General features: G+C 39.0%; 12 protein-coding genes. 8 read left to right on the top strand and 4 right to left on the bottom strand.

The window, feature by feature from the left end; translation table 11 throughout:
- Positions 1-202 precede the first annotated feature (202 nt).
- From BLT95_RS09650 to BLT95_RS09625, 6 genes are read left to right on the top strand one after another with little or no spacing between them, the layout of a single operon-like run.
- Positions 203-3226: a TonB-dependent receptor gene (locus tag BLT95_RS09650; protein ID WP_089665884.1), complete on the top strand. Its 3024-nt coding sequence runs from the start codon at positions 203-205 to the stop codon at positions 3224-3226.
- Between the two features lie 4 nt (positions 3227-3230).
- Positions 3231-4694, top strand: a complete 1464-nt coding sequence (locus BLT95_RS09645) for a RagB/SusD family nutrient uptake outer membrane protein (protein WP_089665883.1) — start codon at positions 3231-3233, stop codon at positions 4692-4694.
- Between the two features lie 21 nt (positions 4695-4715).
- Positions 4716-6800, top strand: a complete 2085-nt coding sequence (locus BLT95_RS09640; protein WP_089665882.1) for a hypothetical protein — start codon at positions 4716-4718, stop codon at positions 6798-6800.
- Positions 6801-6814: 14 nt separating this feature from the next.
- Positions 6815-8449, top strand: a complete 1635-nt coding sequence (locus BLT95_RS09635) for a family 16 glycosylhydrolase (RefSeq protein ID WP_089665881.1) — start codon at positions 6815-6817, stop codon at positions 8447-8449.
- 58 nt (positions 8450-8507) lie between these two features.
- A complete protein-coding gene (gene bglX, locus BLT95_RS09630) occupies positions 8508-10787 on the top strand; it encodes a beta-glucosidase BglX (RefSeq protein ID WP_089665880.1) in 2280 nt (759 codons plus the stop codon).
- Positions 10784-11572 (top strand): glycoside hydrolase family 16 protein, encoded by a 789-nt coding sequence (locus tag BLT95_RS09625; protein ID WP_089665879.1) that lies wholly within the window; start codon positions 10784-10786, stop codon positions 11570-11572. Before bglX ends, BLT95_RS09625 begins: the two co-directional genes overlap by 4 nt.
- A 207-nt stretch (positions 11573-11779) precedes the next feature.
- Here BLT95_RS09625 and BLT95_RS09620 read toward each other — a convergent pair whose 3' ends face one another.
- Complete coding sequence (locus BLT95_RS09620; RefSeq protein WP_089665878.1) at positions 11780-12229, bottom strand: nucleoside deaminase; 450 nt, start codon at positions 12227-12229, stop codon at positions 11780-11782.
- Between the two features lie 91 nt (positions 12230-12320).
- Here BLT95_RS09620 and BLT95_RS09615 point away from each other — a divergent pair, with 91 nt between their 5' ends.
- Together BLT95_RS09615 and BLT95_RS09610 are read left to right on the top strand one after the other, a co-directional pair.
- A complete protein-coding gene (locus tag BLT95_RS09615; RefSeq protein ID WP_089666897.1) occupies positions 12321-14099 on the top strand; it encodes a 1-deoxy-D-xylulose-5-phosphate synthase in 1779 nt (592 codons plus the stop codon).
- Positions 14100-14138: 39 nt separating this feature from the next.
- Positions 14139-15131, top strand: coding sequence for a DUF3078 domain-containing protein (locus BLT95_RS09610; RefSeq protein ID WP_089665877.1), 993 nt, complete (start codon positions 14139-14141; stop codon positions 15129-15131).
- On the opposite strand, the gene BLT95_RS09605 is transcribed toward BLT95_RS09610, so the two are convergent.
- The 3 genes from BLT95_RS09605 to BLT95_RS09595 all read right to left on the bottom strand — a co-directional run bounded on the left by BLT95_RS09605 (position 15119) and on the right by BLT95_RS09595 (position 17740).
- Positions 15119-16054 (bottom strand): HAMP domain-containing sensor histidine kinase, encoded by a 936-nt coding sequence (locus BLT95_RS09605; RefSeq protein WP_157718038.1) that lies wholly within the window; start codon positions 16052-16054, stop codon positions 15119-15121. The two genes, BLT95_RS09610 and BLT95_RS09605, sit on opposite strands and share 13 nt — an antisense overlap.
- Positions 15981-16265 (bottom strand): RsbRD N-terminal domain-containing protein, encoded by a 285-nt coding sequence (locus BLT95_RS09600; protein ID WP_089665875.1) that lies wholly within the window; start codon positions 16263-16265, stop codon positions 15981-15983. The genes BLT95_RS09605 and BLT95_RS09600 overlap by 74 nt, the downstream gene beginning before the upstream one ends.
- Before the next feature lie 128 nt (positions 16266-16393).
- On the bottom strand, positions 16394-17740 hold the full coding sequence (locus BLT95_RS09595) for a deoxyguanosinetriphosphate triphosphohydrolase (RefSeq protein ID WP_089665874.1): 1347 nt from the start codon (positions 17738-17740) through the stop codon (positions 16394-16396).
- Between the last annotated feature and the right edge of the window lie 77 nt (positions 17741-17817).

Here is a 17817-nt window from a genome sequence, read left to right as displayed (position 1 = left end):
CAAGAACATATTTTATTGATTTGTAATAAATTAATTCCAGGTTTTCATATCCTCTCTAAACTCCTTGCAATATTGTAATATCCTTAGATTTAGTGCATTATTGTTAGTATATCTATAATTGTAGATTTTTTGTAAAGGTCATTTTCTGTACGACTGGTCAATATGTTAATATATTGATAAAGCAAATTTTAATAATAAACACATGAGGAAATTTACCTGTCTTTTGATTGTTTTTCTAAGCGGGTTTTTTGGGGCTTATGCGCAATCATTTTCGGTTAGCGGATCTGTATCTGATGAAAACAACATGCCTTTACTGGGAGTTAATGTAATAGTAAAAGGAGAATCACGAGGTACCACTACCGATTTTGACGGTAACTACACCGTAAATGATATCTCAATCGGAGACGTGTTACAATTCAGTTACTTAGGCTTTCAGACCCAGGAGATCACTGTGAGGGATCAGCAGCAATCAATTAATGTAGTACTACAAACCGATTCAGAATCTTTAGATGAAGTTTTAGTCATTGGTTATGGGACACAAACTAAAAAGGAAATTACCGGTGCCGTGAGTGTGGTAGGTTCCCAAACTATCGAAGACCTTAACCCTACAAGGGTTGAGCAGGCTTTACAGGGAACTGTTGCTGGTGTGAATGTCACATCTACCTCAGGATCACCAGGAAGTAGCTCCACTATTAATATTAGGGGAATTAGTACCAACGGCGATAACAGACCATTAATATTAGTAGATGGGAACGTTATTGAAGATCTGAGTGTGATCAATCCTAATGATATTGAAAGTATTAACGTTTTAAAAGATGCTACCGCCGGTATTTATGGTGTACGAGCAGCCAATGGGGTTATCCTCATCACCACCAAATCTGGAACCTATAATACAGATCTAAAAGTGGAGCTGGACGCTTATACCGGAATACAACAAACCACGAGAAAACTTCCTGTTCTCAACGCTACAGAATATGCGGTGATCGTAAATGAAGCATATGCGGCGGCTGGAGAAAATCCGCCTTTTACCAATTTTAGAAATCTTGGTGAGGGAGTAGATTATCAGGATGAAGTGTTTTCTACGGCTCCAATTTCAGACATTAACCTTAATGTTTCTGGAGGAGGAGAAAAGTCAAAGTATTCTGTAGGAGCTTCCTATTTCAATCAGGATGGTATAGTAGGAGGTAGTAAGTCTAATTATGACAGACTTACCGCGAGACTTAATTATAATCTTGAAATAATAGAGAACCTTAAGCTCAATGTCTCAAGTATATATACCAATACAAATAGAAGCACGTTATCTGAAAATGCTCTTGGATCTGTATTATTTAATGCGGTGAACATGAATCCCAATCTGCCTATTTTCGATGAAAATGGTGATTTCACGCTTGCAGAGGGACTAGGGAACGAGGTAATTAACCCACTTGCTCAAATTGCAGATACTTTCAATGATACAGAGATCAATAAAATAAGTGGTGTTGGTGGTCTTGAATATATTCTGTGGGATAAATTATCAGCAAAAACTCAATTTCAGTTTAACTATTCTGAAGTAGATGGAAAATTTTTCTCTCCTGAGGTATTTTACGGTTCAGGAAAGGTTTTTAATGTAGACCGTAATAGTGTAACAGAAAACTTTGAAATATATCGCGATTATACATGGGATAACTTTTTAACCTATGATGATAGTTTTGGAGACCACAACCTGAAATACCTTCTGGGAATGTCAGTTTTTAAAACCACTGGAGATCTTGCCTCTCTTACCGGTTTTGAACTTCCCACCAATGATTATGGAAATGCCAGTATTGCTAATGCTGCTGAGGTTCAGGATAATTATCAAAATGGAGGTAATACTTTCGATTCCAGACTGCTTTCTTACTTCAGTAGATTACAATATGATTATAAAGGGAAGTACCTTTTTTCTGGTCTTATAAGACGTGATGGTTCTACAGCATTTGGTCCTGAAAATAAGTTTGGATGGTTTCCTTCAGCTTCTGTTGGTTGGGTGATTTCTGATGAGAATTTCCTTAAGAACAGCGATGCTCTAAACTTTTTGAAACTGCGTGCTAGTTACGGGATTATAGGGAATGATAGAATTCCTGCTTTTAGATATACCTCGTTATTAAACGGAGAAGGAACCTATGTTTTTGATAACGAACTGGTTTTTGGTAAAGCCGGTGGCGCTCTGGGCAATCCGGAAATTAAATGGGAAAAACAAAAAACGCTGGATGTTGGTTTAGATCTAAGACTTTTTGATTCCAGGGTTGATATAACAATGGATTATTTTAAGAAGAGAACAGAAGACCTTCTTGTTGTTTCCCAGGTGTCAGGTATTTTGGGAGTTGGAGCTCCCGGTGCTGCTCCGCCAGTTATAAATGGTGGTATTGTAGAAAATGAAGGTTTTGAATTTTCTATTGGTTATAATCAGATGGTAAATGACAATTTTAAGTTTAATATCAATTATAATCTTACAGTGCTTCAAAATGAGGTGATCTTTGTGAATAGTGAAAATGGCTTCCTAACCGGCGGGTCCTTCGGGATCGGACAGGAGCCACCATCAAGAATGGAAGCTGGTAAAACTTTAGGTTATTTCTACGGGCTGGAAACGAACGGGATCTTTCAGAATCAGGATGAAGTAGATAGCAGTGCAGAACAACCAAATGCAGCTCCTGGAGACATTAGATATGTAGATCAAAATGGTGATGGTATTATAGATACAGAAGACCGTGTGAATATTGGAGATCCTATTCCAGATTTCACGATGGGGATGAATCTGGGTTTCACCTTTAAGAACTTCGATTTTAATGCATATGCTTTTGCCTCTTTAGGTAACGAGATCGTTAGAAACTATGAACGTAATCAGCCTAATACCAACAGAACGAATTCCTATTTGGGAAGATGGACGGGTGAAGGTTCTACAGATAGTTTCCCAAGGGTAACCATAGGTGCAAATTCAAATAATTTGTTTTCAGATTTTTATGTAGAAGATGGTTCTTATCTGAGACTGCAGAATGTGCAATTGGGATACACACTGGATTCAGACCTTATAGCAAACACAGGAGTAGAAAAATTTAGAATCTATGCCTCTGTAAATAATGCATTTACGCTTACCGAATATAAGGGATATGATCCTTCGGCATCTAACGGTGCTCCTATTGGGGGTGGTATAGATCAGGGATTCTATCCGGTGCCTAGAGTTTATATGTTAGGAATTAATTTGAAATTTTAATTAGATGAAAACGAAAATAAACACAATCAATTGGATCCTCGCCTTTGCTTTTCTGGCATTGTCTGGATGTAGTGATGACTTCGTAGATATAAATAGCCAGGACGAGAACTCTGAAGACTATTTTAATACACCCGAAGAATATGATCTGGCATTGGTAGGAGCTTACGACTTACTTCAATCTACTTATCTAAATGTGATGCTAGGTGAAATAGCATCAGATAACACACTTGCCGGTGGCGAGAGTGCTACAGATGTTCCCGGTATTCAGGAAGTAGATGATATGGTTCACACACCGGTTAATCAGCAACTAAGGGATATCTGGAGCTGGATGTTTGCGGGGGTGAACCGTGCAAATTATGTACTGGAGTTTCAGGATAAGATAGATTTTGATGGAAAAACAGAGATCATTGCCCAGGCAAGATTCTTAAGAGCCTATTATTATTTTGAGCTTGTAAAGTGGTTTGGTGATGTCCCGTTAGCTGTTAATGAAAGAATACTGTTTGGGTCCCAGTTTGATATTCCAAGAACTCCCAAGGCAGAAATTTATGCGCTGATAGAACAGGATCTCATGTTCGCAGCTTCCAATCTCCCTGCAACCCAGGCTCAGGAAGGAAGAATAACTTCTGGAGCTGCACAGGCATTACTCGGGAAAGCTTATTTGTATCAGAATAAATTTACTGAAGCTGCCGCGGCATTTGAGCCGGTTATTAATGGCCCGTATTCTTTAGTACAGGATTATGAAAGCATATTTGAACCTGAAGGAGAGAATAATTCAGAATCTATATTTGAAGTTCAGTATACCGATAAAGAAGGAGCAGGATTTGGATGTTTACAATGTAGCGAAGGTAATGTTGCGGTTGGATTCAATGGAATTAGAAATTATTCAGGACCGGTATTCGAATCAGGATTCAGTTTCAATGTACCAGTACAGGAAGTAGTAGATATCTTTTCAGAAGACGATTTGAGAAAAGACGTTGCCATTCTTGATATTGAAGCATGGGCAGCTCAAACGGGAGCAACTTATTCTGAAGGATACGAACATACGGGATATTTCAATAGAAAATATATCTCAAGACAGGGAGACCTTAATACAGGGGATGCCAACCTTACAAATCCAAATAACTATCGAGCAATTAGACTGGCAGATGTTCTTTTAATGGCTGCGGAAGCTAATTTCAAAAAATCATCCCCAGATGAAGATAAGGCCAGGAATTACCTGAATCAGGTTAGAGATAGAGCAGGCCTTGAAGATGTAACACTTTCAGGTAGCAATCTTTTAAACCAGATATATGAAGACAGAAGACTTGAGCTTGTAGGAGAAGGACATCGTTTCTTCGATCTTGTAAGAACAGGAAGGGCTGCCGATGAAATTGATGGTTTCGTTTCAGGTAAACACGAATTATTCCCTATTCCGGCTATAGAGATACAGTTGGCAGGAAACAATTGGGAGCAAAATCCAGGTTATTAAAAAATTATAAAAAGAATAAAGATGAAAATATTCAGAATCTTAGCAATGCTTACCATCTCGCTTCTATTATTTACAGGATGCGAGGATGATGAAATTATGAATTATGCATTTCAGGAAATTTCTGCTCCTACAAATGTAACCGCATCTTTTGATGTGATGCAGGATGATTCAGGAACTGTGACCGTTACTCCTAGCGGTGATGGTGCTACAACCTTCGAAGTTTATTTTGGAGATACCGAGGATGAAACTCCCACGATCGCTGCTGCAGGAGAGACTCTTACTCATGTATATGACGAAGGGGAGTATATGCTTAGGGTGGTGGCCGTTGGATCTACAGGACTTACCAGCGAATTTAACCAGATGCTTACGATTGCCTTTAGAGCTCCTGAGAATTTGGAAGTAACAGTAGATCAGCCTGCAGGTGATCCAAGGAATATCACATTGAGTGCTTCTGCAGATTTTGCGACATTATTTGATGTGTATTTTACAGATTCAGAAGATGAAGAGCCTGTTCAACTAATGCCGGGAGAAAGTATTCCTTATTCATATGATGCTCCTGGGACCTACAGTATAAGAGTGGTTGCTCGTGGAGCAGGAGTTGCTACTACAGAAACTACGGTAGAAGTCGTGGTTCCAGAAGCTAATGATCCGGTTAAATTTCCTATCACTTATGATGAACCAACAGTAAATTATGCTCTTGGGGTATTTAATGGAGCCAGTTTTGAGGTGATTACAAATCCAGATCTATCTGGCGCGAATACGGCAGAAAATAACGTAGGTGCACTTACAAATTCTGGTGGTGCTTTTGAAGGTGGTTTTTATAATCTGGGGGAACCTCTGGATTTTAGTGGTAGTGCTAAAACAATATCGGTTAAAATTTGGTCTGATGTTGCGGTACCGGTATTACTTAAATTTGAAGGTGGTGTAAGCGGGGAACGTCAAACGGAAGTGACCGCAAATCATACTGGATCTGGATGGGAAGAACTCACCTTCAATTTTGCTACAGATGCCGTAAAAAGCTTTGTTGATGGAGATCCAGAGAATGGAACCCCATTCGTGCCTACTGGGCAGTATGGAACTATGGTTATCTTTATTGATGGTCCTGGAAATACAGCAGGTACCTTCTACCTTGACGATTTTAAACAAACTGGCGCTGCATTTGCTTCTGATATCGTTCAGGATTTTGAAGGAACTGCACCAGCTTTTACAGTATTTGGAGGGATTGCTGCAACTGAAGTTGTTGATAATCCAGACCCATCCGGGGCAAATACCACCTCTAAAGTGGCTAAACTTACCAAATCCTCGGGATCTGAGGTTTGGGCGGGTACTTTCTTTGAAACTGCGGCACCTTTAGATCTTAATACATATAATACAGTACGGGTTAGAACATGGTCTCCAAAGGCCGGGGCTACCGTTAGATTTAAATTAGAAAATCAAGCTGATAATAGTCTTTTCTACGAGGTAGATGCGGTTACTACGGTAGAGAACCAATGGGAAATTTTAGAATTTGATCTTAGTGGCGCTGATTCTTCGGTAGATTTTGGAAGAGTGGTGTTGTTTTTTGATTTCGGTAATAATGGAGATGACTCTGTTTATTATTTTGATGAGATCCAGTTGACCAATGGCGGAGTGGAAATGGCTTCGGATATGGTGATCGAAGATCTGGAAGGCGATGCTCCTGCTTATACCGTATTTGGAGGTATTCCGGGAATCGAAATTATCGATAATCCGGATCAATCGGGTGTAAATACATCAGCAACCGTAGCTAAACTCACAAAAACTGATGGATCTGAAGTTTGGGCGGGGACTTTCTATGAAGAAGAAATGCCGCTGGACCTTGATACTTACAGTAAAATGAAGATTAAAACCTGGTCTCCAAAAGCAGGAGCTACCGTTCGACTCAAGTTTGAAAATCTTGCAGATAATTCGCTTTTTTATGAGGTAGATGCTGTAACTACAGTAGAGAACGAGTGGGAAATTTTAGAATTTGATCTAAGTGGAGCTGATACTTCAATAGAATATGGCAGAGTAGTACTTTTCTTCGATTTTGGGAACAATGGAGATGGTTCTGAATATTACTTTGATGAATACACATTATCTAACTAGAATATTTGAAGACTATGAAGATGTTTAAAAATATAGCAATACTAACTCTGTTCATCGGATTGTTCTCCTGCCAGGAAGATGATCTTAATCTGGATACCATTATGGTTCCATCAGATCTTAGTATAAGTTCACAAATTAGTGATGATGGTTCAGGCCTTGTGCAGTTTAATGCTTCCGCAAACAATGCCATCACCTATGAATATAATTTTAGCGATGGTTCATCTGCGGTTGCGCCTAGCGGAAATTACACAAAACGTTTTACCAGGACAGGTCTTAACACTTACCTCGTAACCGTGGTTGCCTATGGGCAGGGAGGAGTTAGCAGTTCAAAATCTGTTGAGGTAGAAGTAAGGAGTGATTTCTCAGACCCTGACACTAAAGAATTTCTTACCGGAGGTAGTTCAAAAACCTGGTATGTTGCCTCTGCCCAGCCAGGGCATTTGGGTGTTGGACCTACAGAAGGGAATGGTTTTGAAAGCCCGATCTTTTATACTGCCGTGCCTTTTGAAAAAGGAGGAGATGAAGTTAGTTCATGTTTTTATACCGATGTGATCACTTTTGCTGAGAGTGGTGAAAACATTACTTATGAACTTAATAACAATGGCTTCACTTTCTTCAATGTAGACTATGCCGGAGAATTTGGAGGCGCTGCCGGGCAGGATGAATGCCTTGCTCTGGATACTTCAGGTGAAAAATCGGTGACACTTGCACCGGCTTCTTCAGGAATTCCCATGGAGCAATCTACGGGAACTGAGATCCAGATAGGTGGTGACGGATTTATGAGTTATTATATTGGTGCGAGTAACTATGAAGTGCTTGATATTACTCAAAACACTCTTTATGTAAGAGCTGTGATGGGAAATAATCCTGCATTGGCATGGTATCTTAAGTTCACTACAACGCCGTATGATCAGCAAACCGCCGGCGGAGGCGAAGAAGAACCTGAAGAATTTCAGACTCAATTTGAGGATCTAGCATGGTCTGATGAATTTGACGGAGACACGCTGGATACGGACACCTGGAACTATGAAATTGGAAATGGAACTAACGGTTGGGGTAATGGAGAAGTCCAGTATTACACTGAAGATAATATAAGCGTTCAGGATGGGAATCTTGTAATCACGGCGAAAAGGGAATCTGAAAGCGGATTTGAATTTACTTCAGGAAGGATCACCACACAGGATAAATATGAATTTACCTATGGGAGAGTTGAAGCGAGAGCAAAAATGCCTGAAGGGGGTGGAACATGGCCGGCAATTTGGATGCTTGGAGCTAATTTTGATGAAGTAGGGTGGCCTCAAACCGGCGAGATCGATATTATGGAATGGGTTGGAAACAATCCTGAAGAAACTTCTTCAGCGCTACATTTTCCAGGGAATTCTGGCGGTAACGCTGTGGTAGGTAGAACAGCCATTGCAAATGCCTCTTCTGAATTTCATACCTATACTGTAGAATGGACCTCAGAGAATATCATTCTTTTACTTGACGGTGAAGAGTTCTTTACTTTCACTAATGAAGCATCTTTACCATTTAATAAGGATTTCTTCCTTATAATGAATGTGGCTATGGGAGGCGGTCTCGGTGGAACCATAGACGATAATTTTCAGGAGTCATCGATGGAAGTAGATTATATAAGAGTATACCAGTAATTGTTTGTTTAGGCTATAAATTCCCGGGGTTTCGGCTCTGGGATTTATTCAATTAATCATGAGAAGATATTATTTAATTATTGTGTCCCTTTTTTTCGGGACCATGGGAACTTATTCCCAAAAATCAACGATTCCAAGTTCAATTAAGAACGTGGAGGCTAAAGTAGATTCTGTTCTTAATTTGATGACTTTAGAAGAAAAAGTTGGGCAAATGGTTCAGTATAATGGTAGCTGGGACCTAACAGGACCGGCTTCTGAAACCGGTAATAAGCAAAAGGAAGAAAGGCTCAAGAAAGGTCTTGTGGGTTCTATGCTCAATGTACTTTCTGTAGAAGCCACTGAAAAAGCACAGAGAATGAACATGGAAAATTCCAGGATGAAAATTCCTTTGATGTTTGGTTATGATGTGATCCATGGGTATAAAACAATCTTTCCTGTGCCGCTTGCAGAAACTGCCAGCTGGGATATGGATGCTGCACAGGAATCTGCAAGAATTGCCGCTTTAGAATCTGTTGCTGAAGGAGTGAACTGGACCTTTTCACCAATGATAGATATTTCACGTGATGCGCGTTGGGGTCGCATTATGGAAGGTTCAGGAGAAGATACTTATTTAACCTCTAAAGTGGCGGTTGCAAAAATAAAGGGATATCAGGGGGAAGACCTGGCTCATCCAAATACTATTGCGGCAACGGCCAAGCATTTTGCGGGATATGGACTTGCAGAAGGCGGAAAAGATTATAATGCCGTAAATATTGGAAAGAATGAACTTCATAATGTGGTGCTGCCCCCATTTAAAGCAGCTGCAGATGCAGGAGTGGCCACTTTCATGAACTCCTTTAATACTATTGACGGTATTCCGGCAACAGGAAACGCTTACCTGCAAAGGAAGGTCTTAAAAACTGACTGGAACTGGACCGGATTTATGGTTTCAGACTGGGGTTCTATTGCTGAAATGATCCCTCACGGTTTTGCATCAGATAAAATTCATGCTGCTGAAATTGCTGTTAAAGCCGGTAGTGATATGGATATGGAAGGTGGCGCCTATGAAGCCGGCCTTCAAAAACTGGTTGCTGATGGTAAAATTGATGAAACTCTTATTGATGATGCGGTAAAAAGGATTCTTCGGGTAAAGTTCAAAATGGGACTTTTTGAAGATCCTTACAGGTATATGAATCCTGATCTTAAAAAGAATGTCCAGTATCAGGACCATTTATCTACTGCGCGCGATATTGCTAAAAAATCCATAGTTCTTTTAAAGAATGAAAATGAGCTTCTTCCCATTAAAAATTCAGTAAAGAAAATAGCAGTTATTGGTCCGTTGGCAGATGATAAAGACACGCCCATTGGAAACTGGAGGGCACAGGGAGAGACAAATTCGGCTGTTTCGGTATTGGAAGGACTTAAAAATGCCAATTTAGATGCTGAGATCACGTATGCCCAGGGAGTAAAACTTGGCACGGGTGAAAGAAGTTTTCTAATGCCACTTAAGATCAATAAGACTGATACTACGGGAATGGGCGAAGCAGTGAGAAATGCCAAAAATGCCGAGCTGGTTCTAATGGTTTTGGGAGAAGATGCTTTTCAGTCTGGAGAAGGAAGAAGTCAGGTGAATATAGGACTGGCAGGACTGCAAAAGGAATTACTGAAAGAGATATATAAAATAAATAAAAATATAGTCCTTGTGCTCATTAATGGGAGACCGATGGAAATTGCCTGGTCTTCAGAGAATATCCCAGCGATCGTGGAAGCCTGGCAACTTGGATCTGAAAGTGGGAATGCCATCGCAGACGTACTTCTTGGAAAATATAATCCCTCGGGTAAATTACCGGTCTCTTTCCCCAGAGCGGTCGGGCAGGAACCACTGTATTATAATCATAAAAATACAGGAAGGCCAAGTAGCGCTGAACATGTAACCTATGCTCATTATACCGATATAGAGAACGGACCACTGTATCCTTTTGGCTTCGGACTAAGTTATACAGATTTTGAATACGGAAAACCATCAATTTCAGCCAGTAATTTAAAAGCTGGTGATTCCCTTAGTTTTAGTATTTCTGTAACTAATTCTGGCAATGTGAAAGGGCAGGAAGTGGTTCAGCTCTATTTACATGATTTGGTGGCAAGTGTTGCAAGACCTGTAAAAGAATTAAAAGGTTTTCAGTTGCTTGTACTTGAGCCGGGAGAAACTAAAAATGTGGAATTCATAATTACTGAAGAAATGCTTAAATTTTATACCGCTTTAGAAAAGTGGGAAGTAGAAGAAGGTGAATTTGAACTCATGGTAGGAGGAAACTCTGAAGAGGTACAATCTTTAAAATTTAATTTCAGCAAATCATGATAAAGTATTCCGAAATAATATTATCAGTATTTCTTGCAATGGGAACATTTTTCCCCGTAACTGGCCAGGAGAAAATGATCTTTCAGGAAGATTTTAATGGGGATCGTCTGGATATGAGTATCTGGAACTACGAAGAAGGTGATGGTTGCCCGAATCTTTGTGGATGGGGAAATAACGAAGAACAGGTCTATGACCGCAAATATGTTGAGGTGAAAGATGGAAACCTGGTGATCACTGCTGTAAAGAAAGAAGGACAATATTATTCAGGAAAGATCAACACTAAAGGGAATATAGAAATTACTTACGGAGTTATAGAAGTTAGAGCAAAAGTCGCTACAGGTAAGGGCCTCTGGCCAGCTATTTGGATGTTGGGTGCTGATATTAGTGAGGTTGGTTGGCCTGCCAGTGGCGAAATTGATATTCTTGAATATATAGGCAGAGAGCCGGGAATGGTCTTTACTTCACTTCATACTCCTGCCAGTCATGGGAATACTATAAACACAAAAAAGACGAGAATTGAAGATATCGAGGAAGGTTTCCATACGTATAAGACCGTTTGGACAAAAGATTATATCGAGTTTTTTGTAGATGATCATTCCCTGTATAAATTCATTCCAGAAAAAGATGATGAAGAGCATTACCCCTTTAAAAAGGATTTCTATTTTCTTATAAATATGGCTGTTGGAGGAAATTTAGGTGGCGCTGAAATCAACGACGAAGCCCTGCCTGATAAATTTTATGTGGATTATATAAAGGTAACTGAGTTGCCTGAAGAGTTGAAATAATTTCTATTTCCTAAAATTAGTAGATCCAGCCTGTATAAAAAAGTGAGAAACCTGATCCTGAATTTATTTCAGGATCTTATATAATTGAAAATAAAGATCAATTAAGAACTGAAATAAGTTCAACGTTAAGCTCTTTTATGTGTTATTCTAAGGAGAGAGAGGAGTTTCTGTCAAGCTGGAAGATTCTCTGCTTCCCTGGGTTTTGTTCTAATTTAAATTTCGTTTTTCAATAAAAAAGCGTTTTAAAAGTGAAGAAGCTTCTTCTTTCATCACTCCAGGGATTACTTCGGTTTTTGGATGAAGTTTCACACCAAATTTCCTATAACCTCTCTGAGTGTCTTCTGCGCCAAATACAATTTTTGAGATCTGACTCCAGTACAATGCGCCGGCGCACATCTGGCAGGGTTCCAGGGTGACATACATGGTGCAGTTCTGCAGATATTTGCCACCAAGAAAATTGGCAGCTGCAGTGATCGCCTGCATTTCAGCATGTGCAGTGACATCATTCAAAGTTTCTGTTAGGTTGTGGCCTCTGGCAATAATTTTATCATTGATAACCACGACGACCCCCACAGGAATCTCTCCTTTTTCATAGGCAGATTCAGCTTCTTCCAAAGCCTTTTTCATAAAATAGTCATCGTTGAAAGGAGAAAGCATTTTTAAAATTTTCCTGAAAGATATAAATTTTGAGTTTTCCTTTGGCTTCAGTAGTTCTTATTTCAGATTCCTTAATGTAACTTTGTTGGGTATGGCCACGAATATTTTAAATAAAATAAACAGTCCCGAAGATCTGCGAAAGCTTAAAAAACAGGATCTTGATCAGTTAACATCAGAGTTACGTAAATTCATCATTGATATCGTGGCAACCAAAGAAGGACATCTTGGGGCAAGTCTTGGTGTAGTAGAACTTACCATTGCCCTTCATTATATTTTTAATACTCCTGAAGATCTGCTGGTCTGGGATGTAGGCCACCAGGCTTACGGTCATAAAATTTTAACCGGAAGAAGAGATGTTTTTGACACTAATCGCCAATTAAACGGCTTAAGTGGTTTCCCTAAGAGAGATGAAAGTGAATACGATACTTTTGGAGTGGGGCACTCTTCCACTTCAATTTCAGCTGCTTTGGGGATGGCGATCGCTTCTAATTTAAAGGGAGCTACAGAAAAACAACATATTGCGGTAATCGGGGACGCCTCTATTGCTAGCGGGATGGCCTTTGAAGGGCTTAATCATGCCGGTGTCACCCAGGCAAATTTACTGGTAATTCTTAATGATAACGCAATTGGAATAGACCCCAGTGTTGGAGCTTTAAAGGAATACCTTACCAAAGCCAGGGTTGGATATAAACCTTCCAGCGATAATATTATTGAGGCTTTAAATTTTAAATATTTCGGTCCTGTAGATGGTCATGATCTGGAAGGTCTTTTAAATACACTGAAGGAAATGAAAAGTATAAAAGGCCCAAAGTTCCTTCATGTAATTACAAAGAAGGGGAAAGGTCTTAAAAAGGCGGAAGAAGATCAGGTGAAGTATCATGCTCCCGGCAAATTTGAACCGGAAACAGGCGAACTGTTGAAATATGATACTGACGGACTTCCTTTAAAATATCAGGACGTATTTGGTCTAACATTGGTTGAGCTTGCCGAAAAAAATAAAAAGATCATAGGGATCACACCAGCAATGCCTACTGGCAGTTCATTAAAATATATGATGAAGGCTTTTCCTGAAAGAGCATTTGATGTTGGGATTGCGGAGCAACATGCGGTAACGCTTTCTGCGGGAATGGCTACGCAGGGTTTTGTAGTGTATTGTGCGATCTATTCTACATTTTTACAAAGAGCCTACGATCAATTAATTCATGATGTAGCACTGCAAAATCTACCTGTAGTCTTTTGCCTGGATCGTGCAGGTCTGGTGGGTGAAGATGGCGCAACACATCATGGTGTTTTTGATATAGCTTATGCCAGGGCGATCCCAAATCTTATAGTCGCTGCACCCAGAAACGAGGTGGAACTCCGAAATTTGCTCTATACGGTACAACAAGGTTTAACCTCTCCAGTAATTATCCGCTATCCAAGAGGGAGAGGTGTTCTAAAAGAATGGAAACTACCATTTAAAAAGCTTGAAATTGGTAAAGCAGAGCATTTAAAGGAGGGTTCAGAAATTGCTGTATTAAGTCTTGGGAATATGGCAGGAAACGTTAAAGAAGCTATTAAAGAACTCAGTATGGTAGATCAGGAAAAGATCGCTCATTACGATATGAGATTTGTTAAACCCCTGGATAAGAAAATTCTGAATAAAATTTTCAAACAATTTTCTAAAATTATTACTGTGGAAGATGGAGTGATACATGGCGGTTTTGGATCTGCAATTTTAGAATATGCGGCAAACGTAGGTTTTAAAGGCGATTTAGAGCTTCTCGGTATTCCAGATAAATTTATTGAGCAAGGAAGTGTAGAAGAATTACAAGAAATAGCAAAAATTAACGTTCAAGGAATACAGCAAAAGCTGGAATCTATGATTTGATTTTTTTATTTTCGCAATTCCGAAAACCTAGTTCCATAAATGAAGTTCCAAATTCTACTATTCTTATTCTGCATTACATCAATTAAATCTCTAGCATCTGAATTTAAGTACCTTGCGATAAGGGACACTACAGCAACCACCGTTAAGGATACTACCAATACAGATTCTATGCTCATCTACTGGACAGAAAAGAATACCTTTGGTATGAATCTTAGCGAAGTAGCTTTTGTGAACTGGAATTCTGGAGGGAACAATTCTGTTTCGGCTCTTTTTTATGCAGGTTTTGACAGGAATTTTGAAAAAGATCTTACCATGTGGAAAAATTCTGCCTCTTTAAGATATGGGATCAACGCCCAGGAGGGCAGGGAAATAAGGAAGACAGAAGATGAATTACGGCTAAGATCGTCTTTTGGATTTAGAAAGGATAGTACATCAAACTGGTATTATTCAGCCAGGTTCAGTTTTAATACACAGTTTTCTAACGGATATAAATACCCGGATACCGAAGTGCCTATTTCGCAGTTCATGGCTCCCGGGTATACTTTTTTAGGTGCAGGAACCGAGTTTTCACATCCGGAAGAAGATCTTGCAGTTTATCTATCTCCCATAACTTTTAAATCTACCTTTGTACTGGATCAAAAACTGGCCAATGAAGGGATGTTTGGAGTAGAGCCCGCCGTAACCGATGAGCTGGGAAATATCATTAAAGAAGGTGAAAAATTACGGACGGAATTTGGTTTTCTGGTTACCAGTGATTTTAGTAAAGAAGTTTTTGATAATATAGACCTTAGTAATCAATTAAGCCTGTATTCAGATTATCTAAATAAATTTGGAAATATTGATGTAGACTGGCAAATGGCCGTAAATATGAAAGTGAATGATTTTGTGAAAGCAAATGTAGGCACCCATATTCGGTATGATGACGATGTGAAATTTAAAGAAGACATCAACGGAGATGGAAAACTGGAAACCTCCGGGCCACGTCTTCAGCTTAAGCAAATGCTTGGCGTTGGAGTGGTTTATGAATTTTGAGCAAAATTCAACTTTGTACGTTGTTTTCCAGGTTCATTGATAACTCGTGAAATATAGACCTTAAATTCTGTTCCAAAATTATCTTTGCTGATTAGTTCTACCTTACCTCCATGAGCTTCAGCAACCATTTTAACGAGGGTTAGACCTATTCCCCAGCTTTGTAATTCTTTCTTATTAGTACCTTTAGTATGGTCTAGAAAATTAAAAATTTCTTCTTGCTTTTCCTGTGGAATTGGAGGGCCAAAATTGTGAACTGCCAGACTTAAAAAACGCTCACATTCCTTAACAACTTTTAAACTGATTGGTTTTTCCGATTCCCCGTATTTAACTGCATTGGTGATAAGGTTCTCCAGAAGTCTTCTAATGGCTGTTGCGTCAAAAATTCCATTAAGCTCTTTATCTGCACATTCAAAAATTATCTTTTCTGAATAGATTTCTTCAGCTTCTTCATAAATAGTCCGGATATCTGAAAAGAGATTTATTTCAGAAAAACTTAGCATCATACCCTCTCCGGCTTTGACAGAAATAGAGTCCAGCAAACCTTCAATCATATGCAAAGCTTTGTCTACGCTATACATGCTCATTTTTCTCATCCTCTCTACCCGTTCAGGTCCGGCTTTTAAATCCAGCATTTCTATGCCAAGGCGAGCTGCAGATAAGGAATTTCGAATATCATGAGCCAATGTTCCAATCAGCTTATTTTGCATTTCCTGAATGGATTTGGTAAAAGCCTCCACAGATTTGAGCATGGATTTATCTATGCAGCATTTAAGTAGATGAATAGCCCCTGTATCAGTAACCTTGTGATTGTTGAACACTTCAATGATCTTATTATGAAAGATCATATACTCATGTATGATCTGGTCTACCGTAAAGTATTCTGAAGAAGCGCGGTGCCTCCCGTTCCAGGCTATTCTCTTCAATCTTCGCAATCTTAAAATCCTGTATATTCCAGTCTATAGTATCATGGCGCTCAAAAATATCAATGATATCGTCCAGAATATTGGGAATATGATCGTGTAAAGCTATTTTATGAGCGTGCTTTGCTGCATCTACATGTTGTAAAACTTCTTTTTCCCAGGCACAAATAATATTATCATGATTTTCCTGAAGTATTTGGGGAATTCTTTTCATTACTTGATTTTAGTCTGGTTTGCTGAAAGGAAAGAAGTGTAAATATTTAATTTTTTGAAAAATGTTTCACAAACATAGCTAAATATTTGATATGCAGACAGTCACAAAAAAATATATTTTTATACTATTTAAGTATTTAAACCCTGGAATTTTTTAAATGAGGATACAGTAAGTCCATCTGTGAGGGATGCTATATAGGAGCAAATTCCGATGAGTTTTTCATAAACTGAATGCTCCTCTTCGAGATAATTCAACTGAGGAACAGATTTTAGTACCAGCCTGGTGAAATTGGAATTTTCTTCTTCAACACCAGGAAGTATGGCTTTTGTGTAAGTATCCAGCAAATAAGAGAGCATGCGGTAACCGGCAATCTCTTTACTTATAACTTCTTCGCTCTGATAGATCTTTTCAATACTAATTTTTATAATATCCTTTATCTGGGCTTCATAACTGCTTTTATCAAACAGCGATTCATGAAACTCTCCTTTTAAAATAGCCTCTTCATTTTTGAGGAAAATATCTGCAGCTTCAGTAATAAGTGTATTTATTGCCAGCGCCCTAAGATAAGCCAGTCTATCTGCCGTATTTTTTAACTGATTATACTTGCCGGTGTTAATGTTATCTTTCACCAGTTTTATTAGATATTCAAGGGCGTAATCCTCATCAATAAGACCGAGGTTGATCCCGTCTTCAAAATCGATGATGGTATAGCAAATATCATCTGCCGCTTCCACAAGAAAAGCCAGTGGATGCCTGGTGTAACCAACATCTTTTCCTTCTCTGGTCTTTTTTAGCCCTAATTCTTCAGCAACCTCTTCAAAAGTTTGTCGCTCACTTTGAAAAAATCCGAACTTTTTATCTTCAATTTTTTTCGTAGGCTTATGTGGCAGAGATTCTTTTGGATATTTTGTGAAAGCACCAAGAGTAGCATAAGACAGTCTTAAACCACCTTCAATTCCCGGCCTGTTTTCAGTAAGAATTTTGAAACCGTTTGCATTACCCTCAAACTTTATAAGGTCCTGATATTCTTTTTCTGAAAGCTGATCTTTAAACCGCTTTCCATTACCATGGCTAAAATACTCCCCAATAGCTTTTTCTCCAGAATGGCCAAAAGGAGGGTTTCCAATATCATGTGCTAAAGCAGCTGCAGCAACGATGGCCCCAAAATCGTTCATTTGATACCCAAAGGTATCCCGTAAATGAGGATGTTTCTCCAATAATTTCTGACCTGTTAACCTACCCAAAGAACGACCAACTACTGAAACTTCTAAACTGTGGGTTAACCTCGTATGAACAAAATCTGTTTTTGAAAGGGGAATAACCTGGGTTTTATCCTGAAGACTTCTGAAAGCTGAGGAGAAAATGATACGGTCATAATCTACCTCAAAACCAAGTCGGGTTTCATTCTGTTCCTTTCTAAGTCTTTTATTGGTGTCTCCAAATCGCTTAAGAGATAAGAGTTGTTCCCAGTTCATTTTAGTTGATCGTTTCAGTGATTAGTCCGTAGATTTTGATGGTAAAAATAAGTAAAAAAGAGGCGTTTGGAAATTTT

The sequence above is a fragment of the Gramella sp. MAR_2010_147 genome (assembly GCF_900105135.1).
In the GTDB taxonomy this organism is placed as follows: domain Bacteria; phylum Bacteroidota; class Bacteroidia; order Flavobacteriales; family Flavobacteriaceae; genus Christiangramia.
Note: the sequence above shows the minus strand (reverse complement) of the source record. Positions and strands in the feature narration are given on the sequence as shown.

What these genes read in the sequence shown, in the direction of transcription:
- BLT95_RS09645 (WP_089665883.1), top strand. Translation starts at nt 3,231, where the DNA reads ATGAAAACGAAAATAAACACAATCAATTGGATCCTCGCCTTTGCTTTT.
- BLT95_RS09620 (WP_089665878.1), bottom strand. Translation starts at nt 12,229, where the DNA reads ATGCTTTCTCCTTTCAACGATGACTATTTTATGAAAAAGGCTTTGGAA.
- BLT95_RS09615 (WP_089666897.1), top strand. Translation starts at nt 12,321, where the DNA reads ATGGCCACGAATATTTTAAATAAAATAAACAGTCCCGAAGATCTGCGA.
- BLT95_RS09640 (WP_089665882.1), top strand. Translation starts at nt 4,716, where the DNA reads ATGAAAATATTCAGAATCTTAGCAATGCTTACCATCTCGCTTCTATTA.
- BLT95_RS09600 (WP_089665875.1), bottom strand. Translation starts at nt 16,265, where the DNA reads ATGAAAAGAATTCCCCAAATACTTCAGGAAAATCATGATAATATTATT.
- BLT95_RS09610 (WP_089665877.1), top strand. Translation starts at nt 14,139, where the DNA reads ATGAAGTTCCAAATTCTACTATTCTTATTCTGCATTACATCAATTAAA.
- BLT95_RS09625 (WP_089665879.1), top strand. Translation starts at nt 10,784, where the DNA reads ATGATAAAGTATTCCGAAATAATATTATCAGTATTTCTTGCAATGGGA.
- BLT95_RS09635 (WP_089665881.1), top strand. Translation starts at nt 6,815, where the DNA reads ATGAAGATGTTTAAAAATATAGCAATACTAACTCTGTTCATCGGATTG.
- BLT95_RS09595 (WP_089665874.1), bottom strand. Translation starts at nt 17,740, where the DNA reads ATGAACTGGGAACAACTCTTATCTCTTAAGCGATTTGGAGACACCAAT.
- bglX (WP_089665880.1), top strand. Translation starts at nt 8,508, where the DNA reads ATGAGAAGATATTATTTAATTATTGTGTCCCTTTTTTTCGGGACCATG.
- BLT95_RS09650 (WP_089665884.1), top strand. Translation starts at nt 203, where the DNA reads ATGAGGAAATTTACCTGTCTTTTGATTGTTTTTCTAAGCGGGTTTTTT.